This is a genomic window from Wolbachia endosymbiont of Cardiocondyla obscurior (assembly GCF_902713635.1).
In the GTDB taxonomy this organism is placed as follows: domain Bacteria; phylum Pseudomonadota; class Alphaproteobacteria; order Rickettsiales; family Anaplasmataceae; genus Wolbachia; species Wolbachia pipientis.
Map to the genome: position 1 here is coordinate 1 of NZ_CACTIU010000007.1, position 26,784 is coordinate 26,784.

Sequence of the window (26,784 nt, forward strand, 5' to 3'; positions counted from 1 at the left end):
ACTGCACCGTCTTTACAAATCACACCTCCTGGTGTTATTTTTGAAACGACTACAGGAGCGCCAAAAAACACAGCAGTGAATGCACCGAGTGCAAAAAGCGCTGGCCACGGCATTCTACCGAATATTGCAAGCAACGCTGCACCAATTATCACTATTGTGATCATTGGTCCACCTATGCCATGAGTATAGCCTATTATCTTGCATATCACTGATGATGTTGTATCATCTGTATCAACAAAAGCATCTGCAGCATTTGTAGCATTTGCATCAAACGCAAAGGAGAAAATTAAAACCGCAAGTAGAAGAAAATTTTTCATTATACCCTCCAATCATTTCTGTCCTAAGTTAGATTATTCTGCAATTTGATTAAATTTGAGTAAATGGTAAGGGTTCTAGTAAATTTGTCATCCTATCAGTTTATAAAAATTCCCGGATCTCAGTGTTATTCACTTGGACAACATTTATACAATTGTGGAATAATGGTGCTCCTTTAAGAAGCACCGTTTAGCTAATGCTTTTCTAAATCTGCAGCGCCTATTTTTTACACGCTCCTGTACTTGTATCCCAGTTGGTACCATCAGGGCAAGCAGTTGCACCATTTTTACAAATCACACCGCCTGGTACTATTTTTGAAACAACTACAGGTGCACCAAAAAACACAGCAGTAAATGCACCGAGTGCAAAAAGCGCTGGCCACGGCATTCTGCCAAATATTGCAAGCAACGCTGCACCTATTATCACTATTGTGATCATTGGGCCACCTATGCCGTGAGTATAGCCTACTATTTTGCATATTGTATTTGACGTTGCGTCATCAGTAACACTGCTAGCAAAAGCATTATCAAATGCAAAGAAGAGAATTAACGCCACTAGTAGAAGAAAATTTTTCATTATGCCTCCTATAATTTCTATGGATTCTTCGCTACTGCACCGTCTTTACAAATCACACCTCCTGGTGTTATTTTTGAAACGACTACAGGAGCGCCAAAAAACACAGCAGTAAATGCACCGAGTGCAAAAAGCGCTGGCCACGGCATTCTGCCGAATATTGCAAGCAACGCTGCACCAATTATCACTATTGTGATCATTGGGCCACCTATGCCGTGAGTATAGCCTATTATCTTGCATATCACCGATGATGTTGTATCATTTGTATCAACAAAAGTAGTAGGAGGAGCACCTGCATCAAATGCAAAGGAGAGAATTAAAGCTACAAGTAGAAGAAAATTTTTCATTATGCCTCCGATAATTTCTATTTAATGCTGGATTATCCTTCACTTTGATTAAATTTAAGTAAATGGTGAGGATTTTTTGCTTAAAAGTATCCTTTATTTCATTTAGAATACTTTTCTTGGTTCGTCTATATTACAGTGCTACAGAAATTTTACAGCATCGTTTATTGCCTTTATCGTGCTTTGATTGACACAATTCATAATGATGGAGTGGAGCATGCAGGGTATTTATCATTTTTAATTCTGTTATCAATATTTCCTTTTCTCATCGTTTTAATGGCTGTGGCGTCAACATTCGCAAATTTTTTAGACCAGTACAACATTGGCTGGGTATTTATCATTGATAACATGCCACAGGATATTTTATCATCTTTGATGCCGCGTATTAGGGAGATAATATCAGGCCCGCCGCAAAGCTTACTAACTTTAGCAATTGTAGGTGCTGTTTGGACCGCTTCATCGACAATTGAAGGGCTTAGAACAATACTCAATAAGGCCTATAAAGTTCCGGTTTCGCCGCCTTATATATTAAGAAGAGTACTAAGTATATTACAATTTTTAGTAATCACGCTTATTATAACTCTAACTATAGTGTTTTCTACACTAGTACCAATGCTAATTGATTTTTCCTATCAGGGGCTAAGTTATACTAGGTATTTACTTATTGAATTTGTACTTTTCACAGTAGTCTCTTGGCTATATTTTATGTTACCAAACATAAAACAAAATTTATCAGACGTATTTCCTGGATCTTGTGTAGCTGTTATTCTTTGGACGATTTCTGCTTCAGCTTTTAAGCAATACTTAAAAGCTTCCTTTGACCAACTGGATTTGATATATGGAAGTTTAGGTGGTGTGGTAGTGTCATTACTATTTTTTTATATGCTAAGTTTGATTTTTATATATGGAGCAAAATTCAATTTTCAGCTAAAATATTTCAATGGATCTCGCTAAGGAGAAAGAAATGGGTAAGTTAGAAGGTAAAGTAGCTTTAATCACCGGAGCTTCAGGTGGAGTAGGCTCTGCTGTTGCAAAAAGGTTTATAAGAGAAGGTGCATGTGTGATTCTGATTTCAAGATCTCTTGATAATCTCAAGCCACTATATAATGAAATTGAAGAGCTTGAAGAATTTAAAGAAGGCTCTGTGAAACTAATTCAGCTTGATCTTTTAGACTTTGAGAATGTAAAGATACTGACAAACATGATAGAAAGCCTGAAATTATCAGAATCTGGAGCACTTGATATATTAGTTGCGTGTGCTGGAATTTTAGGCAAACTGAACCCCATTCATGACTGTGAGATTGAAGAGCTACAGAACGTAATGAATACAAATTTTACTGCCAATTGGTACTTACTAAAAAACTTAGATCCAATGCTAAAAAAGTCTAATGCTGGAAGAGCGATATTCATGACCTCAGAAGTGACACTTTCTCCTTCCTCTTATCCATATTGGATGCCGTATGCTGCAAGTAAAGTTGCACTAGAAATAATGGTGCAAATATATGCATCTGAGACAAAACATACAAAATTATGTGTAAATGCTGTATACACGGAAGGACCTGTGGGTAGTGAGCAGGCATTTCCTGGATCTGAATTGGTGTCGCCTGATAAACTAACAGATAAATTTGTGGAATTAGCTTCTGAAGACTGCAGCATATCAGGAAAAATCTTACCGCTCAGCAAATCTCCCGAATAAATTACCATAGTATCTGCAAAGATACCGTTAAGCCCACAACTGTATGAACATTGTGATTTGAGAGTAATCTCCACTAGGAAGGATGTCATCCCAGTGCCTCTATGGTGTCATTCCAGTCTGGAATCTAGTCTTTATTATGCAGCCACTTATTTAAAGTTAAGTTTTCTGGATCCCAGACTGGGATGACACCTCTGGGCACTGCCGTCATAAAGGAACCAGTGTCAGCTACTTGAAAGACATCATTTGCTGTGCAATTTACCTTCAAAAATGAATGTTTGTACAGCTGTGTGTCAAGCACTGGAATCTGCCACGCAAATTGCAATGTTCGTACAGTTATGCGTCAAGCCTAAAAGTAATTAGCTAATAGGTTTAATAAAAATTCACATATACAGGAAAGATTGGTAACATTACTTGAATAGAGACCGTTATTGTAATTATGCCGAAACGCACAGATATAGAATCTATATTAGTAATAGGAGCAGGCCCAATAGTTATAGGTCAGGCATGCGAGTTTGATTATTCCGGAACGCAAAGCTGTAAAGTATTAAAAAGCGAAGGTTATAAAGTCATTTTGGTTAACTCCAACCCCGCAACTATAATGACAGATCCTGAGTTTTCTGATGCGACGTATATTGAGCCGGTACTGCCTGAAATCATAGAGAAAATTATAATTAAGGAGAGGCCAGACGCAATATTGCCAACAATGGGCGGGCAAACAGCGCTCAATTGTGCAATAAAACTTGCAGATGATGGAGTGTTAGACAAATACAACGTAGAATTAATAGGGGTAAATAGAGAAGCAATAAAAAAAGCAGAGGATAGAGAGTTATTCCGCCAGTCCATGGATAGAATAGGACTGAAATACCCCAAAAGTATCATTATAAAAAATCAAGAACAAATAAAAAAGGCTTTGGATTACGTTGGATTACCAGCAATCATTCGTTCATCATTCACTCTTGGTGGCGCAGGTAGTGGTATAGCATATAATAAAGAGGAGTTTTTCAATATCGCAGAAAGTGCTCTCAAAATTTCGCCAATAAATGAAGTTCAGATAGATGAATCAATTATCGGCTGGAAAGAATATGAAATGGAAGTTATCCGCGATTGTAAAGATAACTGCATAATAGTCTGTTCGATAGAAAATGTTGATCCGATGGGAGTGCACACTGGGGATAGCATAACTGTTGCTCCTGCTTTGACTCTGCGTGATGCTGAATATCAACAAATGAGAAATGCATCTATAGCAGTGCTGAGGGAAATTGACGTTAGTGCCGGTGGTGCAAATGTTCAGTTTGCAGTGAACCCTAAAGAAGATGGAAGCCTCGTTGTAATTGAAATGAATCCAAGGGTTTCTCGCTCCTCTGCACTTGCTTCGAAAGCAACAGGCTATCCTATTGCAAAAGTTGTAACCAAACTTGCTATCGGCTATTCGCTCGATGAAATACGTAACGACTGCGCTCCAATAATACCAGCAGCATTCGAACCAGTGATTGATTATATCGTCACTAAAATTCCTCGATTTGAGTTTGAGAAATTTAAGGGGACGAATTGTGAATTATCAACCTCCATGAAATCAGTGGGAGAAGTGATGTCTATAGGCCGCACTTTTAATGAGTCACTACAGAAAGCTTTCCGTTCACTTGAAACTGATTTTACAGGACTTGATGAAGTATTTCCTGAGAACATTGATATTGATCACATAAAATCTCAATTAGCAAAATTGCTACCAAACAGATTACTGATTGCTGCTGACGCAATGCGCCACGGAATTAGCATAGAAGAAATAAATTCGATTACAGGATATGACTTATGGTTTCTGCAAAATATACAGCAAATCATCTTGGCTGAACAAAAAATCAAGGAAAATGGCCTTCCTGGAACTGCATATGAAATATTAGAACTAAAAAAGATGGGATTCTCGGATGCAAGGTTGGCAAAGTTAAGTAATAGATCTACCTCTGTCATCCCAGTACCCTCTAATGTCATCCCAGTGCGTGACACTGGGATCCAGCCAGCGTTATACGCTGGAGATCGAGTAAAACAAATTGAGGAAATAAGGAAAAAATTTGGCATTCATCCAGTTTATAAACGTGTAGACACCTGTGCGGCTGAATTTGAATCGAGCACTGCTTATATGTATGGCTGCTATGAGGGAGACATTACAAATAGGACAGAATGCGAAGCGGACATTTCTGACCGAGAAAAGGTTGTCATCTTAGGAAGTGGTCCAAACCGCATTGGTCAAGGTATTGAGTTTGATTATGCATGCGTACATGCAGCTTCTGCCGCCAAAGAAATGGGGTATGAAACAATAATGATCAACTGTAATCCAGAAACTGTCTCAACTGACTACGATACTGCTGATCGTTTATATTTCGCCCCACTGATTGCAGAGGATGTGCTTGAAATACTAAGTAAAGAGCAAGAAAATGGCACACTGGTTGGTGTGATAGTTCAAATAGGTGGTCAAACACCTTTAAAGTTAGCCAAAGTGCTTAACGAGAGAGGTTTCAAAATTCTGGGAACTTCGTTTGATTCTATTGACCTTGCAGAAGATCGCATGAGATTTAAAAATCTTGCTTTGCAACTTAATTTAAAACAACCTGAAAGTTCTATCTGCCATTCAGTAGAAGAAGCGTTAACCAACGCAGAAAAGGTGGGGTTTCCACTAGTAGTCAGGCCATCATATGTCCTCGGCGGTCAGTCTATGTCGATTAGACACGATACTCAGAGCTTTAAAGAGTACGTCTTGGATCAAACTAAAATCTTTGAGCATGGTTCGCTGCTTCTTGATAAATTTTTAGTCAATGCAGTTGAGGTTGACGTTGATGCTGTATGTGATGGGGAAAAAGTTTTCATTGCAGCGGTCATGGAGCATATTGAAGAAGCTGGTATCCACTCTGGTGATTCAACATGCTCAATACCGACAAATACATTGAGTGACGAAGTAATAAAAGAGATTAAGCTACAAACTGAAAGAATAGCATTAGCATTAAAAGTGAAAGGTCTGATAAACATTCAGTTTGCTGTTCAAGAGAATAGACCTCTTGCAGAACCTGTTTGTGATGGGAAATTTTTAGGAAAAGTGCAGATGAGCACCACAGAATACTCGAATGTATTTGAGGAGCGCAGACAAGCTTTGACGACAAAATTGCCTTCAGAAATCGAGTTATGCAAGAGGTCTAGTGATGTATACATACTTGAAGTGAATTTAAGGGCTAGTCGAACCGTTCCTTTTATTTCCAAGGTAATCAATATTCCTATTGCAAAGCTTGCCACTCAGGTTATTTTGGGTAAAAAATTGAATCAGGAAAACAAGCCTTTCAATCATTTTGCAGTTAAAGCTGCTGTTTTTCCATTTACCCGCTTTGCAGGAGTGGATACTTTACTTGGTCCTGAAATGAAATCAACAGGAGAAGTGATGGGAATCGACTCATCTTTCGAAGCTGCACTTGCAAAAGTGCACATGGCTGCAGGATACAAGTTACCAACAGAAGGAGCAGCTCTGGTTTCAGTAAAAGATGATGATAAAGAGTATATATTGCCTGTTGTACGAATGTTGAAAGAACTGAGTTTTGAAATATATGCAACCAAAGGTACGGCTTTGTATCTGAACAATAACGGCATTGCTGCAAAAGCTGTAAATAAAGTGAGAGAAGGCAGACCCCACATAGTTGATATGCTCAAAGATGGAAAAATAAATCTAGTGATCAATACTTCAAAAGGTGTAAAGTCAGTCTCAGACAGCAAAGATATCAGGAGAACTGCTATTTTGCAAAATATAGCTTACAGCACCACAGCTTCCGGAAGTAAAGCGTTAGTGCTTGCAATTCAATATGTAAAGAATAGCAAACTGGAAGTGAAATCATTACAGCAGATACAAAACGTTTAAATATCAAAACTAGAATAATTCACTCTCAAAATGCTAAAGAGAACATAATAAAAAGATGGAAATTTTGAAGGAAATAGTATACCTAAAGAATCAACTAGCGTAATTGAACAGCCAAATGCTGCAACGAATGCTCCACAATCTCACCTAGAGGACACTTCCCTTATATGTTAAGAACAAGTCTTTATAAATATCAAAGTAGTGAGATTAAAGACACACAGAGAAGAGGAATCGTCACGCCCCTTGATTATAAGAATCGTTGTTCAGCAAGGTTCTCTTCTCTGGTTTATTATACTGAAAGTTCCGAACAACTGATTGAGCTTTTAGGCTCGTATATAAGGCTGGAAAATGCAGTATATGTTATTATTACGGAGGAATTATGAATTCATCAAACATTATTGCTGGCATTGATGTTAGCAAAAGTAAATTAGATCTCCACATTCACCCACTTGAGCATTATAAAATATTTGAAAACAATGTACAATCCATTGATGAAATGCTGGACTTTTTACGTTTGCATAATGTAACCAAAATTGGTCTTGAGGCAACTGGTGGATACGAAAAATTATGTGCCTATACTTTACTAAGCAATGGTTTTGAGGTGTACGTCATTCAACCAAGGTGGGAGAGACTATGCTAAAAGCCTTGGTATTACTACAAAAACTGATAAAATAGACTGCAGTATCATCTCACGTTATATTAATAATACAGATATGCGTGTTACTCCTTTAACAGTTAGTAATGGTAATATTGATTGCTTGAAACAAAAATTATCTCGTAGAAACCAACTTGTAGAAATAGCAAAAATACAAAAAACCCAAATCCAACAGGTAACTGATACATCTATAATCAAACAAATAGAGGAACTTCTTGCAATTTTACGTAATCAAATTAAAACTTTAGAAGATGAAATGATTACATTTATCGATCAAAACCAAGAGCTTAAAAGAAAATATATATCAATAACTATATAGTAGCGGGATGACGGTTTTTCAAATTATCGGTAAATCTAAGTCAGTTTAGCTATAGGCAGCAATTTTCTGTATTTATTTTAAATTGAAGAAAGCTCAAATGAAAGATCGTGTTTTGCTAAAAATCACAGAATGCAGTCTGGTTACTATTTAAAAGGATATGTTCAAAAAACTGTGTCAAATCAACTCATACACTTCATTACCAACTTCATGATGAAGTTCCGCAGTTGGATGGAAATAATCAAAAAAGAAATAATCCTTTAGTGTTTCTTTGCTACACCCAGGGTTATAGTGAACGTCAAGTTCCCCTTTAAATATCAACTTTAAGAGTATTTTTATATTTTCTTTAAATCTCCCAACTTGGTCTGCAATGTTCGATGTGCATGCATCTTGACAATTTAAACCTTTGCTCTTGTATTCGCTAAACATACTTCTCATTTTAGAGTTAAGATCAAATGCTTTTATTTCAAGATTTGTACTTTTCTTCATATAATCTAAGCCTTTAGCCAGTTTTGCATTGAAACTCTCCGTGAGCTTTGTAGCTAGTTCCCTTGCTTCTTCATCTCTATTAAAAGCTGGTATTGAGCCAACTTCAGGTGCATTTGCAACAACTACATGCTTAACACCATGTTCATTTAGAACCTTAAGTGCATTACATATTTCACTCACTGCTTGTTCCAATACTTCTTCCGCTTTAGTATCGTCATAAGCAGTGGCAACCATAACATCATTTCCGCCGATTATGATGCAAAATAAATCTTCTTTACCTATATCTGGATGATGTTTAATTACCGCATCTAGCTGGTTAGCTAAACGAAATTTATTGAAGAAATAAGAAAAAATAGGGTCAAAAATTTCAGATGCTGTTGCATATGAAACTGCGTAATTCTGACCTTGCTGTTCGTGGCATCTCCCAAAAAATGAATAACTCCACCCAGGTTTAAATTCATCTAAATCTAAATATTTTGCTATATATTCAACAGCAGTAGGGCCATTGCTAAAAGATCTTCCTTGATAAAAAGGATCATCAAATTTTACGCTTTTTGCAAAGGATAAATTATTTAAAATTCCAATGATTGCGCCATTATCGGATAAGCTATCACCCAGAACATAAAAATTTCTATACTTTGAATTAGAATTGTCATTTTTGTTTGTCATAATATTTACCGTAGATTAGCATGTTGTTTCATTAGATTCATAGAAAAAGAAAAATAGCGGTGAAATTATACAACTTTGGCCTAACTTGCTCTCCACTTTTTCCGGGCAAAATCAGCTTCTTCTTAACTTGACACGTATACTTAAAAGAACCCTCTAAGTTTTCTAGCACGGCTTGGATGTTTCAACTTGCGCAGTGCTTTTGCCTCTATTTGCCTAATTCTCTCACGTGTTACATTAAAAATTTTTCCTACTTCTTCTAAGGTATGTTCCTTCCCATCTTTACCAAGGCCAAAACGCATTCTTAAAATTCTTTCTTCCTTTGGTGTTAAAGTTGCAAGAACATTGGTTGTAATGCCACGCAAGTCAGCAAGTATTGCAGCATCCTCTGGCCTGGAGACTCGCTTGTCTTCTATACAATCACCAAAGGTACTACTATCATCTTTTCCTGTTGGAGCTTCAAGACTTACTGGATCCCTTGCTATTTTCATAACTTTGCGTATTCTTTCCAGTGGCATTGTCAGTTCTACACTCAATTCCTCTAACGTCGGCTCTCTTCCCATCTCATGAGTCATCTTTCTTAATGCTCTGTTGATTTTACTGATAATTTCCACCATATGAACTGGTATTCTAACTACTTTAGACTGCTCAGGTATTGCTCTAGTGATTGATTGTCTTACCCACCAAGTGCCATAAGTTGAAAATTTATATCCACGTTTGTAATCAAACTTATCCACGGCCTTCATAAGACCAATATTGCCTTCTTGTATCAAATCAAGCAGATCAAGGCCTCTTTTTGAATACTTCTTAGCAATGGAAACTACTAGCCTTAAGTTAGCCTTAATCATTTCTTGCTTTGCTTCAGAGACTTCTCGTTCGTGTTTTTGTATTCTCTTGATTAGCTCCTTAAATTCTTGTACGTTATCTTCCTGTATATGCTGCTTAATACCGTTCAAGGTACTAGCTATATGTTCAGAGTTATCGTCTATAAACCTTAAAAATTTGTTTTTTAATTCACCTGTAAAAGAGGACTGATTTTCATTGATCTTTAAAAGCACGTCATCATAAACTTTATAGAAACTTTCTCTATCGATATCGTATTTTCTAGCCTCAGCAATAAGATTAGCCTCTTCAAGCGTAATGGATCTATTTATCTTATAAAGTTCTTGTGTAATTCTGGCAACAGCAGCATCACTTAACTTAATTTGTAATGCTATAGACCATATTTGATTATACAAATTTTCTAGCTCATTAGAGAAATTTTTAGAATTTTTTCTTAATATCAACGCTTCATTTGTTAAAGTAATTATCTCATCCAATGCAACTATGACCTTTGGCAATAAGTCACTTTCCATTTCAAGAATAGAAACATTTAAATTGACTGAACTTATATCTTCATTATTACCGTCTTTCTCATCATCACTTTTTTTACTATCTTTCTCATCATCACTACAGTACTCAGCATCTTCAGAAACATCCTCAGAATCCTCAACATCTTCAGCACTTTCTTCACTCTCTTCACTTTCTTCTTTGGGTACCACATTAAAATCAGAGTTATAAATTGCATCCAGATCTATAATTTCTCTCAGTAAGAGAGCTCCATTACTTAAATCATCACGCCATACTTTTATCACCTTTAATGTTACTGATGTTTCAATTATTGCACGTAACATGTTATGCTTTTCAGATTCAATTTTTTTTGCTATCTCGATTTCATCTGCCCTTGATAAAAGCTTTACGGAGCTCATGTCTTGTAAATAAATCCTCACTGGATCATCATTTTGTACTAAAGTTGCAGTAACATTTGGCGATGTGTCATCATCATCAAGTTTACTATCATCACTGTTGGAAGGAATATCTTCTTCATCTTCGCTACTTTCAAGCACATTAATTCCGGAATCCTGCAATAAAGATATAGCATCATCTATAAAGTCAGACGAAAAATTTTCATCTGATAATTTATCATTTATATCATCAAAGGTGATAAAACCACCCTTTTTTATACTCTTAGTTACCAGATCTTTGATAATTTTTTTCTTATCTTCTGCATCATTAATAGTTGACATCATTACCTTTATAGTTTATAATTTTATTTCTTATTAACAAACAAACTTACAACGAGCAAGTCTATAATTTTACTTTTAACTTGTGGCTATTTGTTACTTCATATAGTTTAAGATACTGTTAATTTATGTACACTTGTCTTAATCGATTGTTCCATACTTTTCTTCCATTTTTACTGCTATGGATAATCCAACTGAAAATGTTGCAATTCCAACCACTATAGCAGTAAGCATTAAAACATGGGGTATAGGATTGCTATATGAATAAAAATTTGAAACCAATATAGGAGGCAAGGAACTTTTTATATATCCTAGAGATATGTAAAATAACAAAACAGATGCTTGGAAGACGCTTACCCCTATCATTTTCTTGATTAAATTTTTATCGTTTATAATAATATATAAACCTAGCACCATTAATACAATAATAATCGTATAATTATATAAAGTCATTGTTTTTTCCTACGAGCAAAATTTATATATATAATTAACATAGAGGAGCAGACAGTAAATGCTACACCTAATTCCACCAAAAAAATACCTAATTTTTGACCGGTTCTATTATTGGTTAACAAGATATCATAAGATAAAAAATTTTGGCCAAGTAAAGTTGTTGCAACGCCCGTTCCTCCATAAATTAAAATACCTAACACGTTAGTCAATCTAATCACAGAATAAGGTATTGCTTTTAGAGTTGTAGATACACCAAATAGCATTGAATATAATATTATCCCGGAGGCAATAATTATTCCTGCTTGAAAACCTCCACCCGGAGTGTAATCACCGTGAAATTGTATGTATAAACCAAATAAAATGATAAAAGGTATCATCAAAAATGTTACTGCATTTAATATCGGATCTTTAATCATTTTCTTTTTCTTCTTTTAATATCAACGTTATACAAAGCGCAGCAGTAAAAACTACTATAGTTTCTCCAAACGTGTCATAACCACGAAAGCTTGCCAAAATAGCTGTCACTATATTAGGAATACCGGTAGCTTTTTCGGTATTTTCCACATAATAAGGAGCAACATGCAAGTGGATCGGAGCATTGTGGCTGCCAAAATCTGGCAATTGAATCATAAAATATGACAAACATACAGCCAGAAATAACATAAAAAAAAGCGTTATAGGGTTATGAGATAGATTTACTTTATGATTCTTTATCAAGGAGAGTGCTGCAAACGTAAAAACTGTACTGAGCCCCGCACCAACAGAAGCTTCAGTAATTGCAACATCAGGTGCATTCATAATTAAGTATATAAGCGCAATCAGTGAACTAAATACACACATTAGAACAGCACTTACGACTAAATGTCGCGAGAAAACTATAAAAACCGTAACTGTTAGTAACAACAAAAGTAACACTACATTTAATATTTCTAACACCTTAGCCTTCTTTAACAGTTTTTTTCTTAACTTTATAATGAGTGCGCGCTAAAATATAGCTATTAGTTGAGTTAGCTACCCATATTATAAAAATTAATAATACTATTTTAACAGTATTGATTGAAAATCCATTCTGCAAAGCAAAACCAATTAACAATAACGTTGCACCGCTAGAATCTGTAATACCTGCTGCATGTAACCTAGTATAGAAATCAGGAAATCTGATCACCCCTATATTTGAAATAATTATCAAACAAATACCTAAAAATATGAAAATGGATCCTATCATAAATTATCAAAACAACATTAATCTCATTAGTGCTATAGTTGATATAAAGCTAACGCTAGCATACAACAATGCTATATCAATTAAAAAAAAATTATTCAGAATGATTGATATTGCTGTTATAAGTACAACTACTTGCGTTGAGAAATTATTGAACGCTAAAACCTTATTGTACACATCATTTGACTTAGACACTATGCAACACAACATTACACTCATACAGAACAACAGTGTATAGATAGCAATGCAAATCATTTAAAGACTATGTAACTTCAGTAGATTTCTAAACGGATACTTCTTCATCGCCATCTTGATCATTTATTTCATCATCTATTTCACCATCCACTTCATAATCTTGGCTTTCTTGACTTGCATCAAGATCTGTGTTATCAGAAAAATTTAATAAATTCGCTAGCTTACTTGTATTACTGCTGTAAACATTATTCATATTTCCTTTCATGTATTCCTTGCATCTACCTACCAAAAGGCTAAACAGCTCATGAGTATCCACCTGTTTTCCTGCTATTTCATGTAAGGAAACTATGGTATTTTTATGACCTTTAAACTTAGCTGCTTGAATTGGATTACTTGCCCCTGTATTTAAATCATGTGTTCTTTGACTTGCCAACAGAACCAATTTGAAACGGTTACTTACCCGTTCTATACACTTTTCTACAATAGACTCAGCCATAAGATACTACCTTAATAAGTTTTATACTATATCACAAAAAACAAGTTGTCAACTTTGTATCTATTGCGATTCAACTTCATGTTTTACTTTTTCTGCCTCAGATTTTATTTCTTGGCTTTCTGTCATCGTGATTGTTATCTCATGATCAAGTTTTTTTAGAAATCCTAACAATCGCTCTAAAGAAAAACCATCTATTTTACCATTTTTAATTTGCGATACCTTTGGCTGATCAATACCAAGTTTCTCAGCTGCAAAAGCCTGAGTCCAAGCATTTTTTTCTACAATTTTATTTATTATATAAAGCAACTTTGTTTTTATTCCTGCACTGTCTAAGTTATTTAACGATATTATTTCCATAATTCTTACACTCACATATCAATTAACTTTATTAAATATTATAACATAATATTTAATATACCAAGATATTAATATCATGTAACTTGTCAATAATTATATGATATCAATATTTAAAACTTTAAGTTGATTATATATTAATATTTTTATCAAATTTCTAGTAATTTTAAATTACCATTTTACCATCAGTCTATCTGAAAAAACCATTTATAGAAAGAACAAGCTAAGATTACAAAGCTTGAAATACAAAAATAATTACTTTATAAATTTATCTTACATAAGAAGTTTATATCTCTATATCTTAACATAGATATTTATTTAAATTTTTAAAATTTCTATTTTAACAAGAATTCTATATATTATATTTATAATATAACTTAAATATTTGTTGCTTTTTAGCTGGAACATTATTTAGTTAGTAAGTAAAATTGTGTTGAATATGACAAAAATAAAAAAAGATATTGCTGTTATTATGGGAAGTGAGTCAGATTACACCACTATGGTCCATACCGTTGATATGTTAAAAGCATTAGAAGCTTCACATGACATATTCATAATATCTGCACATAGAACGCCAGAAAGGCTCTTCAATTTTGCTAAATCTGCACAAGAAGAAGGTTTTAAGGTTATTATAGCTGGTGCAGGAGGTGCAGCTCATTTACCTGGTATGGTTGCGTCACTAACTTGTTTACCAGTTATCGGTGTTCCTGTGCATAGTAAACAATTAAATGGGCTGGACAGCCTACTCTCTATAGTTCAAATGCCAAAGGGTGTTCCAGTTGCAACCATGTCTATAGGAGAAAATGGAGCATATAATGCTGCCATTACTGCCGTATCTATATTGTCAATTTCCAACAGTGAAATTGCAGGTAGGTTAAAAAAGTGGAGAGAGAAGCAGACCAAAGAAGTAAAAGAAAAACCAGTTTCATAATAAATCTATGGCAATAATTCTTTTAGACACAAAAACCATAAACCGTATAGCAGCGGGGGAGGTGATAGAAAGGCCAGCAAGTGTAGTAAAGGAATTAGTGGAAAATGCAATAGATGCTGGAAGTTTAGAAATAGAGATCAAAATAGAAAGTGGTGGGCGTAACCTTATTATTGTGACAGATGATGGTAACGGAGTAGAAAAAAACGATTTAGAACTTGCGTTTATGCGCCATGCTACTTCAAAATTGAGCGACAATGAGTTGATAGAAATCAAGCATCTTGGCTTTAGAGGAGAAGCTCTGCCTTCAATAGCAGCAGTAAGTAGGATAAAATTATCGTCTAAGGCAAGAGAAGCAAATGAAGCATGGTCTATAAGTTATGAGGGTGGAGAAAAAATAGGGGAGCAAACTCCTTACTCTTTATCACAAGGGACACATATTGAAGTACGAGATTTATTTTTTGCCACTCCAAATAGACTAAAATTTCTAAAAACCGAAAGAGCAGAAACTCAAAGCATTGTTGATATTGTAAACAACCTAGCAATGATTAACTATCATATAGGGTTTACTCTCACTTCAGGTAATAAAAAGCTCTTAAAATACGCTAAGCAGACTTCGTTATTTCATAGATTGTGTGAAGTAGAAGAAGAATTTCAGGGCAATTCTTTGGAGATCAATGAAGAAGAAGACGACATTAAACTTACGGGACACATCTGTAAGCCGACCGTCAATCGTGGTAAGTCCACTCAGATCTATACGTTTGTTAATGGAAGGCCAATTAAAGATAATTTACTTATTGGCGCAGTTAGGTATGCATATCATGATTTTATTCCAAGCGATAGGTATCCTTTTGCAGCGTTACATTTAGAGATACCTTATGATCAAGTAGATGTAAATGTGCATCCAAATAAGTCAGAAGTAAGGTTTCAGAATAAGAAGCTCATATATGAGATAATGACAAGAGGATTAATTAAAGCATTGTCAAGAAGGATAGGCACCTTTCCAGCGCATGACCAGAAAATGGATTCAACATTGCCAGATCCTTTTGATAAACCTAATGTTCAAAATGAAAGAAGGCCAAGTCCTTTTGAAAATCAACTAATAAAAGAATTTGCTTCTCCAAATGAAAAAGCAAAAGGCTTATCAGAACAGTCAAAATCGTTTGATTATACCGGCATACAGAAATTTCCATCACAAGCGGAGACTATGGTTCTGGAAAAAAAGGTGTTAGAGCAAGTTGATTTGATAGAGAGCCACCCGCTCGGGTTTGCACGCTGTCAGGTCTATAATACTTATATTATTGCAGAGGTAAGGGACAAATTGATTATAGTCGATCAGCATGCAGCCCATGAAAGACTAGTATATGAATGCTTAAAACAAAAATCAAGTATAAAAAGACAAAAACTACTTCTTCCTGAAACGGTTGAAATCAAAAATCAAGCCGGAATGGAGATGATTGAAATCTATAAAGATAAGTTATTTGAAATGGGTTTTGATATTGAAATCAAATCAGAGAATAAAGTGATAGTAAAAGAAATCCCTGCAATTTTGGGAGCAATAGATGTGAAAGAGATGCTAATTAATATAGTCGATAGATTAACGGAAATAGAAGATACATTGCCAGTAGAAGATAAAGTGAACAAAATATTGGCCACTATCGCTTGTCATGGATCAATTAGAGCAGGCAGGAAAATGAGATTAGAAGAAATGAATGTGCTGCTTAGACAAATGGAAAAAACCCCATATTCCGGGCAATGCAACCACGGAAGACCAACTTATATAGAAATGAAATTGAGTGATATTGAAAAACTGTTTGAGCGGAAATAAGAGGTGGTCATAAATATGTAACCTCATCATCCAAGTAGCTCATAGAAACGGATTAAACGAAAAAACTTGCTTGACAAACTCCGCCAGCGCCCTTATTATGGCATTAAGGGTATTTATGACTCAAAACTTGTTTTTGACCTGCAGGCTCAATGACAAAATTCAGTAAAAAACTTAGGGTATTTTTTGGCGGATTACATAAAATTATAGCGGCTGCATGTCTTTTAAATTTTTTCTACATTCAGCCAAACCGCGCTTAAACTAAGCGTCAGCACATTATTACAGCGCCACTTACAGTAATATAGAGTCAAAACTCGCTACTCGGGGCTTCTTTTGCCTTTTTTTCGTTTGGTAAATTTCTTAAATATTTATGGCTAAAGTAACTTAAGTTCACCGACAATCGTCATCCCGCTACGTGTTAGCGGCTAAGAGATACCGCAGTGGTATGACGTAGAAGCTATACTTTTATACTCACCAACTCAGTATCCAATCTGGATCCAAGTAGTTAGGGCGCTGGGATGATACCCTTTCCGGTGGAACAATATTTGTACAGTTATGGAATTGTGCAACAGGCACAATTTAATATAAAAAGCTTTGCTTTTTGAAATTTTGGGTTATACTTAACTTAAGATATTTCAGTAGGAAATTTATTGTGAATAGAAAGGAAGCTTTAGAAGTATTGGACTTAAATGCAAATCCCAGTGAACGAGAAATTACAATAGCATATAGAAAATTAGCCCTTAAATATCATCCTGATAAACATTCAGGTAAGAGTAAGGATGTGCAAAAACAAAATGAGGAAAAATTTAAAGAATTAGGTGCTGCATATGAGTGCCTTACTGTACGAAGTTCAAAAATAATCGCAGAGATGACAGATGAAGAATTTGAAGATGTGATGGGGATGTCAGATGAGAGATTTGATATGTTCATGAAGAAGACAATGCAGTGTTGTATGAAGAACTTAGATGAGATTAACTCTGCTGACGATTTGAGTTCTTCTTTAAGTGCTGCTACCTTAGGCAGAGATGTAGAATACCTAAAGAAGCTTTTTTCTAAGTTCAAGAGTAGCAAGAATGGACAATTTGGTGATTATATAAACAAATCTTATGCAGGGGTAAGTCCATTAACTTGTGCTATATTGTCTCAAAATATTGAAATTGTAGAGCTTTTCTTAAAAAATGGTGCAGATCCTAATACAAACATTTATGGATTTTTAAACATCCATAAAAGTGAAGCTTATAGGAATAAAGTTGAGAAGTTGTTAGTCGAGTATGGGAGAATTGATAAATCCAGTGTATTTTGTCAGTTAGCTCTTGCAGTTCTAACAAGTTATGTTGCTTTTGCGATTTACTCTTCATGTGATGCCTCTTTCGTATGTTATGCGGGAGTGGCAGCATTTGCTCTTGCTGGAGTTCTTCTTGTTGCAAAAGCTATACATGATGTGTTTTATGTACAAACAAAATGGCCTTCTCCTAATTTTGATGAAGTTAATGCTGAACAAGTAATAAATAGCCAAGAACAAGGTGCTGCTGGTAGCTCTCGGAACGTCTGGGTTTAACTTATAAAGGTCAAAAAAGGTTCTTTTTTAAAAAACTTAAGTTATACTTATAATATTTGATACCTTTTATAGTGATTATGTCGAGTTTAAGCTGCCTTCATGGTGATAATGCAGAATTTGTAGAAGAGATGTATAGCCGTTATCTGCAGGGCGATAAATCAATCGGGGAAGATTGGAACAGAATTTTTTCAAGTAATTTAGAAGTTAAGAAAACGGAGACCTGCAGTCCGCAGCATGTAACCAAGACGGATGATTCGGCTTCTGATTTGGCAAATTTCTTTAGGTCCTACGGTCATTTTTTTGCAGACCTTAACCCGCTATCACCAAATGAAAATCAAGAAATAGATTATCAAAAATATTCAAATTTATCCCCAGCACGTGACGCTGAAATCTATAGAGATATTTACTGCAAGAATATCGGCTTTGAATTTATGCATATCTCCTCTTATGAAGAGAGAATGTGGCTGCAAGAAAAAATTGAAAATCAAACCTATACGCTGAGTTCACAAGATAAAAAGGAAATACTGAGGCACTTAATTGAATCTGAAATGTTCGAACAATTTCTCCATATGAAATTTCCTGGATATAAACGCTTCTCTATTGAGGGTGGAGAATCAGCTATTGTTGCAATTGAAAAAATTATTAGTGATTCCGCTGGTTATGGTATTGAAGAAGTAGTTCTTGGTATGGCTCATCGCGGACGACTCAATGTTCTAACCAAAGTTATGGGAAAAGAATATGCAGCAATGCTGTCTGAATTTCAAGGCAATCTTGCATACCCAAGTGGTCTTGAGGTGTCCGGTGATGTTAAATATCACCTTGGTTATTCTTCTGATCGAGCACTTGCCAGTGGCAAAAAAATACATTTAAGTTTATGCCCTAATCCATCTCACCTTGAAGCGGTAAATCCGGTTTTGGCTGGAAGAATAAGAGCAAAACAGAATATAAGATCTGTGCTTGGAATATCAATTCATGGTGATGCGGCTTTCATCAGTCAAGGAGTGGTTGCTGAAACTTTAACCTTAAGCAATATTGAAGGCTATAAAGTGGATGGCATTGTGCACATTGTCATTAATAACCAAGTTGGTTTTACTGCTAATCCGTGTTGTGCGCGATCCTCTTTTTATTGCACTGACATAGCAAAATCAATAGAAGCTCCAGTGTTTCACGTTAATGGAGATAACCCTGAAGCTGTGAGTTTTGTTGCGAATTTGGCGATGGAATATAGGCAGAAATTTAAAAAGGACGTAGTGATTGACATAATATGTTACCGCAAATATGGCCATAATGAGGGTGATGAACCGAATTTCACTCAGCCACTTATGTATAAGGCGATATCAAAGCATAAAACTCCTGGAACATTGTATGAAGAAAAATTGACTGCAGAGAAAGTATTAGATGGCGATGAAGTAAATAAATTGCGCAGTGAATTCAGGGCAAAATTAGATAAAAGTCTTGCTGAATCAGCGGCTTACACTCCAAAAAAAGCTGACTGGTTCGGTGGAGTGTGGTCAAAATTAAGAAGAGCAAAGTTGAACGATTTGAGCGAATACTACACGGATTCTGGTGTTCCGCCAGATGAGCTGAAAAAATTAGGTGTGCATATAAATAGCAATATCCCAAGTAACTTTAACATTAACAATAAGGTTAGAAAAATACTCGATGGCAGAATAGACAGTATAAATTCCGGTAGTAATATAGACTGGGCAACTGCCGAAAGTCTTGCGTTTGCATCACTGCTTACAGAAGGAATAGGAGTGCGTTTATCAGGACAAGACTCTGGTCGTGGAACTTTCTCGCACCGTCATTCAAGGCTTGTTGATCAGGTAACAGAAGAAGCATTTATTCCGCTAAACAATATAAATGAAAAGCAAGCTCACTTTGAGGTCATAGATAGCGCACTATCTGAGTATGCTGTAATGGGCTTTGAATATGGATATAGCCTTGATTCCCCGTATTCACTGGTGCTCTGGGAAGGACAATTTGGTGATTTTGCAAATGGTGCACAAATTATGATCGACCAGTTTATCGCATCTGCAGAAACAAAGTGGTTGCGATCAAGCGGTCTAGTTTTATTGCTGCCTCATGGTTATGAAGGACAGGGACCTGAGCATAGCTCCGCACGTATAGAGAGATTTTTGCAACTCTGCGCAGAGGATAATATGCAGGTAGTTAATTGTTCCACTCCGGCGAATTACTTCCATGTCTTACGCAGACAAATGCATAGAGACTTTCGTAAGCCTTTGGTAGTGTTTACACCTAAATCGCTACTGCGTCATAAAAGAGCAGTTTCTAACCTATCCGATTTTGAAGGAAAATTCCTCACGGTGATTCCAGAATGTAGAAAAGGTTTAGTTTCAAGTGATAAAGTACGAAAAGTTGTAATATGCAGCGGTAAAGTTTATTACGATATAATTGAAATGCTTGAAACACAAAAAATAAACGATATAGCAGTAATACGTTTGGAGCAATTCTATCCTTTTCCTGCAGATAAACTAAGTAATGAACTTGAAAAGTACAAAAACGCTGAAATTATATGGTGTCAAGAAGAACCAAAAAATATGGGAGGATGGTTTTTTGTCAACCCATTGATAGAAGAAGTGTTGTCCAATCTCGATATCCAAGCAAAAAGACCTAAGTGCATTGCAAGACTTGCTGCTGCATCTCCTGCATGTGGTTATGTTAGTGTCCATGCTCAGCAACAAGAGGAGATTTTAAGACAGATCGCTTAGTATTTACAGTTATTGAAGCAGAAGTGGTGCTATAAAAGTAGCTGACACTTGAATCCGGTTGCATCACGCGCTGCAGCCAGGCGCAATAGAAAACGCATTACACCAATAAAGCCCTTTTGGTACTCAAGCAAATATAAAAGATTTTTATTCTATTAAAAAAAATATAATTTTTATTAAAATTTTCATTTATTTTTATTTAAAAAGTAAATATTATTAATATTTACTTTAATTAATATAGGATATATATGAATACAAAAATATTTGAGATGTTAATAAGGAGAACTGGTCTACGCAGAGATAGCAAAGCTGAGATCATACAGTTAAATAGAAATGAAAAAGCTTTTGTAGATGAGGATAAAGAATCTATCGAATTAGCTGAGGCCATTTTTGAAGAGAATAATATGTTTCATTTCCGCAAACCAGGTCCTGCTATGGATTACATTTTGCACAAATTAATAAATGATAGGAAGCTTTTCGAGGAAATGAAAGATAGAGGTACAAGTATAATACGTCTTTTTTCTTTGTTATCAATGTATCATGGTCGTCTCAATTGCTGTGTTATAAGAAAAGGAGGGTGTATTACTGAGTGTGGCATACTTGATTACGCTGGCACCTATCCAGAACTAGTGCCTTTAGAGGACTTTATACTTATTGAGCCTTGCTCGTACCTCGAGTACACTGTGCTTGATAATGATAACATCAGAAATAGGTTAGCTAGAGACTTGACTGAAGACAAAACAAAATTAGATATTTTCGTAAATGGAATTTTAGCAATAAAGAGCTCGGATTTAGTATTATCTTGTATTAACAAGATAGAGGTTCTTAATGAGGAAGATAGATATTTTGTTAATCGCTTACAGAAAAACAACATGCTAGACTACATCTTAAACAAAGATGATACAACACTTGCAAAATCAACTCTAAAGGAATTGTTGAAGCTTTCTATTTTGCAGGAAGGAGAAAGCACTAAGCTAGAATCTCCCCAAGCTTCAAGTGTAAATGTTAGCAAAGCTCAGCAACATTGTAGTATATAGCTGGTGATAAAGTTTAAAATAATTGCATATACTAAGGCTCATTTAAATATAGAGCCTCAGTGGTGCTTAATTTTTCAATTTATGGTAGCCCTACTATGATGTAGATCTATGCTTGCTTACAGCTAAAATTTCACCTCTATTAGTGGAATGTTATTCCAGCTATTGCTTCCATAGTCATCAATCGAAGCGTTTAAGTAATCTGTATCAAAGCGTACGGGCACATCAAATTCGAAGCTCGCAGTGATTATCGCATCTTTTACTGGTGGCTTCATAAATGTTATTTCTCCCGTTGAATAATTTACTGAATATTCACTCTCTTCTTTACCATTTAAATAAATCTTTACTGTCCCATGTACTGGCTTTTTGATCATACGTATATGCTTATCTTCCCCACTTACATAAGTTTTGATTAGCTGAAAAGTCGTTTTTTTGTTATCTCCTATACCAATCTCTTGGTTGATGGCTATAAAATCCGACCAATCCTTAAAACGAAACCCTATTGCTTTACCTTTTCGTGCATGAAAAAATGTTATTAGTTCTAGTAGCTGCTCGTTTGATCTGACCCCGTAAGCTATGTTGTATCTAGTGCGTGCATGAGACCAATTGATGTTGCGCTGTTCACAACCATTGTGAGTTGTTACAACGTCAGTGGAAAATTCCGGTCCTCCAGTGGAACCATAAGATATATTTTCTGGAAATCTAATTTCTGTGAATGACATATGTCCTCCCGTGAAAGTAAAATAGTTTGGTTGAAGAAAATGTTGTAATTTGAAAGCGTTTCACATAGTAAATGACGCTATGGAAAGTGGATGAGACTACTGAGTTAAACTGCTGTCACACCCACAGTGACTATACTCAGGTTCATTTGAGTTGTCAAGCAAAAAAATAAAATTTTATGGCAAACTGTAACTAGCCTTGCTTGTGACTTAATTCATCTACTTTTTTGCGTAATACATTCAAATCAGTTGCTCCTACAAACAGGCTATCTCCAATTATTAAAAAAGGTGTACCACCTACTCCCAAATCTCTTACTAGAAGCCTACTGTTGTTTATCATTTGCTCAATTTTGTCCGCGTTATCTTTTATGGAATCATTAAAATCGTCCTCATCAATCCCTATGTTTTTCACTATATCCAATATGCTTTCGTCTGAAAATTCTCCTTTGTGACTTAAAGCAGCATGGTGAAAATCGAAATATTTTTCTTTATCGAGAAAATAGACAGCTAAAGCACTTTTTGCTGCCTTTAAAGAAGCGTTACCAAGTATTGGAGCATCCCTAAAGATATACTTAATTTTGCCGTCGTTAATTAACTGCTTTATATCATTCTTTATAGCTTTGCAATGTCCACAAGAATAGTCAAGGAAGCCTACAGCTATAACACTACTATTTTCATTTCCGGAGTAAGGATAAGTAAGGTCAAATATTTGATCCTTGTATTGTGAAATTTTACTTTTGGTTACATTATCTCGAGCAGCGTAACTACTTTTAATCGACTCCTCTTTGAGAGTTTTTACGATCTTATCAAAATTTCTGCTTATATAATTATCTAATTTCTCACCTATATAATCATCGCTTAGCATTTGGCTGCGATTTGAAAGCCAATTGTTTATTATCGGCAAGCTTGCTATTGCTATTATTAAAATTAATAAAAACGATATTCTAGACATACAATTTATTTAAAAACCTACAACATAAAACTTTTAGTACACATTTATCTATATATTAAAAGAAGCATCTAATGTTAATATATAAAAACATTTGTATCAAGTGTATTTTATAACCAGTTTTGCCTCAAATGCAAACTTTACACAATAAAACTCAAGCACATTACCACAAAGTTCATCAGAAGACTTGGTAGCAGAGGCGCGCGGAGCGTAGATTTAAGTTGTTTCCGCTGTGTATAATTTTCCGCGGAATAAACATATGAGTGAACCAATAATTGGCAGAGAAAAAGAAATAGCTATTCTACAAGACAAACTTCTTTCTCAATCAGCCGAATTTATTGCTGTTTATGGTCGGCGTCGTGTAAATGTTGTATTATCTGCATTTTATCAGCATAATATAGAAGTAATGTAATGCAGATATTATGCCGATGCCGAATTATACGATTACTTCTAAAATTGCTAGTTGTCTTATAAGGATTGAAGCAGCAAAAGAAAAAGTGTTACATTTGCCGCTCACTGTATCAATGCTTTTGTCTCTTCGTGAAACTGCACGGCTTTATACCACACACTATTCTACTATGATTGAAGGAAATCGACTTGAACCTAAACAGATTGAAGAGGTTTTAAGTGGTAAAAGCCACTTTCCAAAATATAGGAGAGATGAAAATGAGGTTAAAGGATATTATGCAGCTTTAACTCAAGTTGAACAATGGGCAGCAAGGAGAATACCCATTACTGAGAAAGCTGTTCAAACACTACATGCTCTAGTAATAGCAAGTGGAAAATCTAAAATAAAATCAACACCTTATCGTGATGGTCAAAATGTTATCCGCGATAGTCTTACACGTGCAATAATTTATATGCCACCTGAAGCAAAGGATGTACCAAAGCTCATGAGCAGTATGATTGATTGGATTCGTAACAGTGAGCAAGTGCCTTGCCCAATTATTGCAGGTATTGCGCATTATCAATTTGTAACAATTCACCCTTACTATGACGGTAATGGTCGTACTGCAAGATTGTTGACTACATTAATTTTACACCTTGGTGGGTATGACCTAAAAGGACTTTATTCATTGGAAGAATATTATGCTAAGAATCTAGGAGCGTATTATGAAGCAATCAGTATAGGTCCATCGCACAACTATTACATGGGACGAGCTGAAGCAGATATCACTAAGTGGGTGGAGTATTTCGTAGAAGGTATGGCAAATTCATTTGAGAACGTTTTACAACGTATAAATGAAGAAGAATACCACACTGATCAGACTGATCTTATACGTAAGCTTGATCCTAAACAACGCAAAGCTCTTGAGCTCTTCCAGGAGTTTTCCGCTATTACAGCTAGTCAGGTTGGCGAACTATTTAATTTTAAGCCTCGTACCAGTGCGCAACTTTGTAAAAAGTGGGTGGAAATGGGGTTTATCAAGATTGTAGATTTTTCCAATAGAGGAAGGAAATACAAACTTAGTAAGCAATATGAAGATTTGATCTCAAATTAACTGAAAGCTCGCTAGACAGTGCATAGGTCAAATTTCAATAAAGTGCTTGAAAACTAGATATAAACTTAAAATTTTAAAAACTGGAATATGTACAACAACTTACGCGACTTCATCAAAGCCTTAGAAGAAAAAAAAGATCTGATTAGGATTAAGGAGGAAGTTTCAACAGTTCTTGAAATGACAGAAATTCATCGCAGAGTTTTGTCAAGCAAAGGGCCAGCGATCATTTTTGAAAATGTTATCACAGAAAATGGCAAAAATTCGATTCCAGTTTTGGTGAATTTATTTGGTACTATTAAGAGGATTGCATTGGGGTTGAACATAAATCCTGATGAACTAAGAGATCTTGGTAAACTTTTAGCATTTTTGCAATCACCTGAGCCGCCAAAAAACTTTAAGGATGCTATAAAAATGTTTCCTTTGTTGAAAGTCGTGTTATCGATGCGAAGTAAAGTCGTGAGCAAGGCTCCATGTCAAGAGGTAGTGCTAACCGGAGATGAAGTGGACCTAAGTCTACTGCCCATTCAAACATGCTGGCCAAATGAACCTGCACCACTTATCACCTGGCCGATTGTGGTAACAAAAGGACCCACGAAAGAAAAGCAAGATAATTTTAATCTTGGAATATATCGTATGCAGGTTATAGATAAAAAAACAACACTAATGCGTTGGCTTGCACAAAGAGGTGGCGCAACTCACCATAAGCGTTGGAAGGAAGAAGGCAGAGATATGAAATTTCCTGCTGCTGCTGTGATCGGTAGTGATCCTGCAACGATTATTGCTGCGGTAACTCCAGTGCCAGAAACATTGTCAGAATACCAATTTGCTGGACTACTGCGAAAGAAGCCGCTTGAGCTTGTAAATTGTAAGACTATTCCACTTCAAGTGCCAGCTCACGCAGAAATCGTTCTGGAAGGCTATGTGAGTTTGGATAGCTATCAAGACGAAGGGCCATACGGAGACCACACTGGCTACTATAATTCTGTTGAGCAATTTCCTGAATTTAATATTACTGCAATTACTATGCGCAAAAATCCAATTTATCTCAGCACTTTCACTGGCAAGCCACCTGATGAACCATCGATTCTTGGTGAAGCACTCAACGAAATTTTTGTGCCCATTCTTATCAATCAATTTCCAGAGATAGTGGACTTTTATCTGCCACCGGAAGGTTGCTCATATAGAATAGCGGTAGTGTCGATAAAAAAATCCTATCCAGGGCAGGCAAAAAGAATTGTTATGGGCATACTTTCCTTTCTAAAGCAATTTTTATACACGAAGTTTATTATCGTTGTTGATGATGATATAAATGTACGTGATTGGAAGGAAGTGATGTGGGCAATGTCAACAAGGATGGACCCTGTGCGTGATACAATCATGATAGAAAATGCACCTATTGATTATTTAGACTTTGCTTCCCCTGAAAGTGGACTTGGAGGTAAGATGGGATTTGATGCGACAAATAAAATCCCGCCTGAAACCAAACGAGAGTGGGGAAAGAAAATTGAGATGAGTGAGGAAATAGTAAGGAAAGTCGCGGAGAAGTGGGAGGAATATATGGACTAGACTTCTTGCATAAAAGCAGAAAAAAGTTTGGCGTTTTTTATAATGCCGCATTAACTGATAATTGTGATTTAAGTTCGTCACAGTGCCCTTTTTTTGTCATCCTATAGCTATACCGCCGCGGTATCTCTTAGCCGCTAACAAGTAGTGGGATGACGAGCTTATCGTCATCCTGCCGCGAACCGTCATACCGCGATTCATTCGCGGTATCTCTAGATCCCGCTAACAAGCAGCGGGATGACGAATTACTT

The 26,784-nt window shown here is 35.7% G+C and carries 27 protein-coding genes and 1 pseudogene; 13 read left to right on the forward strand and 15 right to left on the reverse strand.

What is annotated here, in order from left to right; all coding sequences use genetic code 11:
- The 3 genes from WOCAOBSORBRA_RS00975 to WOCAOBSORBRA_RS00985 form a co-directional block, all read right to left on the reverse strand.
- Nucleotides 1-317: TrbC/VirB2 family protein (locus WOCAOBSORBRA_RS00975; protein ID WP_174515711.1), on the reverse strand; the 317-nt coding region annotated here is incomplete at its 3' end.
- A 217-nt stretch (nucleotides 318-534) separates the two neighbouring features.
- Nucleotides 535-891 (reverse strand): TrbC/VirB2 family protein, encoded by a 357-nt coding sequence (locus tag WOCAOBSORBRA_RS00980; protein ID WP_007548675.1) that lies wholly within the window; start codon nucleotides 889-891, stop codon nucleotides 535-537.
- A gap of 17 nt (nucleotides 892-908) precedes the next feature.
- Nucleotides 909-1,235, reverse strand: coding sequence for a TrbC/VirB2 family protein (locus tag WOCAOBSORBRA_RS00985; RefSeq protein ID WP_174515712.1), 327 nt, complete (start codon nucleotides 1,233-1,235; stop codon nucleotides 909-911).
- A gap of 135 nt (nucleotides 1,236-1,370) precedes the next feature.
- Here WOCAOBSORBRA_RS00985 and WOCAOBSORBRA_RS00990 point away from each other — a divergent pair, with 135 nt between their 5' ends.
- Both WOCAOBSORBRA_RS00990 and WOCAOBSORBRA_RS00995 read left to right on the forward strand, forming a co-directional pair.
- Nucleotides 1,371-2,186, forward strand: coding sequence for a YihY/virulence factor BrkB family protein (locus tag WOCAOBSORBRA_RS00990; RefSeq protein WP_006279712.1), 816 nt, complete (start codon nucleotides 1,371-1,373; stop codon nucleotides 2,184-2,186).
- The gene (locus WOCAOBSORBRA_RS00995; protein WP_012673418.1) at nucleotides 2,173-2,928 is read left to right on the forward strand and encodes an SDR family oxidoreductase; all 756 of its coding nucleotides are present in this window, start codon (nucleotides 2,173-2,175) and stop codon (nucleotides 2,926-2,928) included. The genes WOCAOBSORBRA_RS00990 and WOCAOBSORBRA_RS00995 overlap by 14 nt, the downstream gene beginning before the upstream one ends.
- Before the next feature lie 124 nt (nucleotides 2,929-3,052).
- Here WOCAOBSORBRA_RS00995 and WOCAOBSORBRA_RS01000 read toward each other — a convergent pair whose 3' ends face one another.
- Entirely contained in the window at nucleotides 3,053-3,226 is a 174-nt protein-coding gene (locus WOCAOBSORBRA_RS01000; RefSeq protein ID WP_231115856.1) for a hypothetical protein, read from the reverse strand.
- A gap of 138 nt (nucleotides 3,227-3,364) precedes the next feature.
- Here WOCAOBSORBRA_RS01000 and carB point away from each other — a divergent pair, with 138 nt between their 5' ends.
- The 3 genes and pseudogenes from carB to WOCAOBSORBRA_RS06620 all read left to right on the forward strand — a co-directional run.
- The gene (gene carB, locus WOCAOBSORBRA_RS01005; RefSeq protein WP_174515713.1) at nucleotides 3,365-6,820 is read left to right on the forward strand and encodes a carbamoyl-phosphate synthase large subunit; all 3,456 of its coding nucleotides are present in this window, start codon (nucleotides 3,365-3,367) and stop codon (nucleotides 6,818-6,820) included.
- Nucleotides 6,821-6,984: 164 nt separating this feature from the next.
- Nucleotides 6,985-7,200, forward strand: a complete 216-nt coding sequence (locus tag WOCAOBSORBRA_RS01010) for a hypothetical protein (RefSeq protein ID WP_080717592.1) — start codon at nucleotides 6,985-6,987, stop codon at nucleotides 7,198-7,200.
- Nucleotides 7,197-7,785 (forward strand): annotated as a pseudogene (locus WOCAOBSORBRA_RS06620) (IS110 family transposase); the annotation flags it as partial. The gene WOCAOBSORBRA_RS01010 and the pseudogene WOCAOBSORBRA_RS06620, both read left to right, overlap by 4 nt.
- Nucleotides 7,786-7,965: 180 nt before the next feature.
- On the opposite strand, the gene WOCAOBSORBRA_RS01020 reads toward WOCAOBSORBRA_RS06620, so the two are convergent.
- The 9 genes from WOCAOBSORBRA_RS01020 to WOCAOBSORBRA_RS01060 all read right to left on the reverse strand — a co-directional run bounded on the left by WOCAOBSORBRA_RS01020 (nucleotide 7,966) and on the right by WOCAOBSORBRA_RS01060 (nucleotide 13,729).
- Nucleotides 7,966-8,946, reverse strand: a complete 981-nt coding sequence (locus WOCAOBSORBRA_RS01020; protein WP_010082050.1) for an SGNH/GDSL hydrolase family protein — start codon at nucleotides 8,944-8,946, stop codon at nucleotides 7,966-7,968.
- A 140-nt stretch (nucleotides 8,947-9,086) separates the two neighbouring features.
- Nucleotides 9,087-11,009 carry an RNA polymerase sigma factor RpoD gene (gene rpoD / locus WOCAOBSORBRA_RS01025; RefSeq protein ID WP_174515714.1) on the reverse strand — a complete coding sequence of 641 codons (1,923 nt, stop codon included), beginning with the start codon at nucleotides 11,007-11,009 and terminating at the stop codon, nucleotides 9,087-9,089.
- 138 nt (nucleotides 11,010-11,147) lie between these two features.
- Nucleotides 11,148-11,459, reverse strand: a complete 312-nt coding sequence (locus WOCAOBSORBRA_RS01030) for a cation:proton antiporter subunit C (protein WP_006279706.1) — start codon at nucleotides 11,457-11,459, stop codon at nucleotides 11,148-11,150.
- A complete protein-coding gene (locus tag WOCAOBSORBRA_RS01035) occupies nucleotides 11,456-11,875 on the reverse strand; it encodes a Na(+)/H(+) antiporter subunit B (protein ID WP_006279705.1) in 420 nt (139 codons plus the stop codon). Before WOCAOBSORBRA_RS01035 ends, WOCAOBSORBRA_RS01030 begins: the two co-directional genes overlap by 4 nt.
- Nucleotides 11,868-12,395, reverse strand: coding sequence for a DUF4040 domain-containing protein (locus WOCAOBSORBRA_RS01040; protein ID WP_015589497.1), 528 nt, complete (start codon nucleotides 12,393-12,395; stop codon nucleotides 11,868-11,870). The genes WOCAOBSORBRA_RS01035 and WOCAOBSORBRA_RS01040 overlap by 8 nt, the downstream gene beginning before the upstream one ends.
- 1 nt (nucleotide 12,396) lies before the next feature.
- Nucleotides 12,397-12,684 (reverse strand): monovalent cation/H(+) antiporter subunit G, encoded by a 288-nt coding sequence (gene mnhG, locus WOCAOBSORBRA_RS01045; RefSeq protein ID WP_006279703.1) that lies wholly within the window; start codon nucleotides 12,682-12,684, stop codon nucleotides 12,397-12,399.
- Nucleotides 12,685-12,690: 6 nt separating this feature from the next.
- Entirely contained in the window at nucleotides 12,691-12,936 is a 246-nt protein-coding gene (locus WOCAOBSORBRA_RS01050; RefSeq protein ID WP_007548527.1) for a monovalent cation/H+ antiporter complex subunit F, read from the reverse strand.
- Nucleotides 12,937-12,964: 28 nt separating this feature from the next.
- Nucleotides 12,965-13,372, reverse strand: a complete 408-nt coding sequence (rpoZ, locus tag WOCAOBSORBRA_RS01055; RefSeq protein ID WP_007548528.1) for a DNA-directed RNA polymerase subunit omega — start codon at nucleotides 13,370-13,372, stop codon at nucleotides 12,965-12,967.
- A gap of 60 nt (nucleotides 13,373-13,432) precedes the next feature.
- Nucleotides 13,433-13,729, reverse strand: coding sequence for a helix-turn-helix domain-containing protein (locus WOCAOBSORBRA_RS01060; protein ID WP_012673420.1), 297 nt, complete (start codon nucleotides 13,727-13,729; stop codon nucleotides 13,433-13,435).
- Nucleotides 13,730-14,165: 436 nt separating this feature from the next.
- On the opposite strand from WOCAOBSORBRA_RS01060, the gene purE reads away from it, so the two are divergent.
- From purE to WOCAOBSORBRA_RS01085, 5 genes are all read left to right on the forward strand, one after another.
- Nucleotides 14,166-14,657 (forward strand): 5-(carboxyamino)imidazole ribonucleotide mutase, encoded by a 492-nt coding sequence (gene purE / locus WOCAOBSORBRA_RS01065; RefSeq protein WP_174515715.1) that lies wholly within the window; start codon nucleotides 14,166-14,168, stop codon nucleotides 14,655-14,657.
- Between the two features lie 7 nt (nucleotides 14,658-14,664).
- On the forward strand, nucleotides 14,665-16,482 hold the full coding sequence (gene mutL, locus WOCAOBSORBRA_RS01070; RefSeq protein WP_174515716.1) for a DNA mismatch repair endonuclease MutL: 1,818 nt from the start codon (nucleotides 14,665-14,667) through the stop codon (nucleotides 16,480-16,482).
- Between the two features lie 649 nt (nucleotides 16,483-17,131).
- Entirely contained in the window at nucleotides 17,132-18,037 is a 906-nt protein-coding gene (locus WOCAOBSORBRA_RS01075; protein WP_246165596.1) for a DnaJ domain-containing protein, read from the forward strand.
- A 77-nt stretch (nucleotides 18,038-18,114) separates the two neighbouring features.
- Nucleotides 18,115-20,769 carry a 2-oxoglutarate dehydrogenase E1 component gene (locus WOCAOBSORBRA_RS01080; protein ID WP_174515718.1) on the forward strand — a complete coding sequence of 885 codons (2,655 nt, stop codon included), beginning with the start codon at nucleotides 18,115-18,117 and terminating at the stop codon, nucleotides 20,767-20,769.
- Between the two features lie 245 nt (nucleotides 20,770-21,014).
- Nucleotides 21,015-21,803: a hypothetical protein gene (locus tag WOCAOBSORBRA_RS01085; RefSeq protein ID WP_174515719.1), complete on the forward strand. Its 789-nt coding sequence runs from the start codon at nucleotides 21,015-21,017 to the stop codon at nucleotides 21,801-21,803.
- A 122-nt stretch (nucleotides 21,804-21,925) separates the two neighbouring features.
- Here the strand turns inward: WOCAOBSORBRA_RS01085 and WOCAOBSORBRA_RS01090 are convergent, their stop codons facing one another.
- Both WOCAOBSORBRA_RS01090 and WOCAOBSORBRA_RS01095 read right to left on the reverse strand, forming a co-directional pair.
- Nucleotides 21,926-22,522: a TIGR02217 family protein gene (locus tag WOCAOBSORBRA_RS01090; RefSeq protein WP_151807673.1), complete on the reverse strand. Its 597-nt coding sequence runs from the start codon at nucleotides 22,520-22,522 to the stop codon at nucleotides 21,926-21,928.
- Nucleotides 22,523-22,712: 190 nt separating this feature from the next.
- Nucleotides 22,713-23,471, reverse strand: coding sequence for a DsbA family protein (locus WOCAOBSORBRA_RS01095; RefSeq protein ID WP_174515720.1), 759 nt, complete (start codon nucleotides 23,469-23,471; stop codon nucleotides 22,713-22,715).
- Nucleotides 23,472-23,727: 256 nt separating this feature from the next.
- On the opposite strand from WOCAOBSORBRA_RS01095, the gene WOCAOBSORBRA_RS01100 reads away from it, so the two are divergent.
- The 3 genes from WOCAOBSORBRA_RS01100 (at nucleotide 23,728) to WOCAOBSORBRA_RS01110 (ending at nucleotide 26,536) form a co-directional block, all read left to right on the forward strand.
- Nucleotides 23,728-23,880, forward strand: coding sequence for a hypothetical protein (locus WOCAOBSORBRA_RS01100; protein WP_007548541.1), 153 nt, complete (start codon nucleotides 23,728-23,730; stop codon nucleotides 23,878-23,880).
- Between the two features lie 16 nt (nucleotides 23,881-23,896).
- Nucleotides 23,897-24,970 (forward strand): Fic family protein, encoded by a 1,074-nt coding sequence (locus tag WOCAOBSORBRA_RS01105; RefSeq protein ID WP_246165597.1) that lies wholly within the window; start codon nucleotides 23,897-23,899, stop codon nucleotides 24,968-24,970.
- A gap of 87 nt (nucleotides 24,971-25,057) precedes the next feature.
- Nucleotides 25,058-26,536: a UbiD family decarboxylase gene (locus WOCAOBSORBRA_RS01110; RefSeq protein WP_038198474.1), complete on the forward strand. Its 1,479-nt coding sequence runs from the start codon at nucleotides 25,058-25,060 to the stop codon at nucleotides 26,534-26,536.
- Nucleotides 26,537-26,784: the final 248 nt, after the last annotated feature.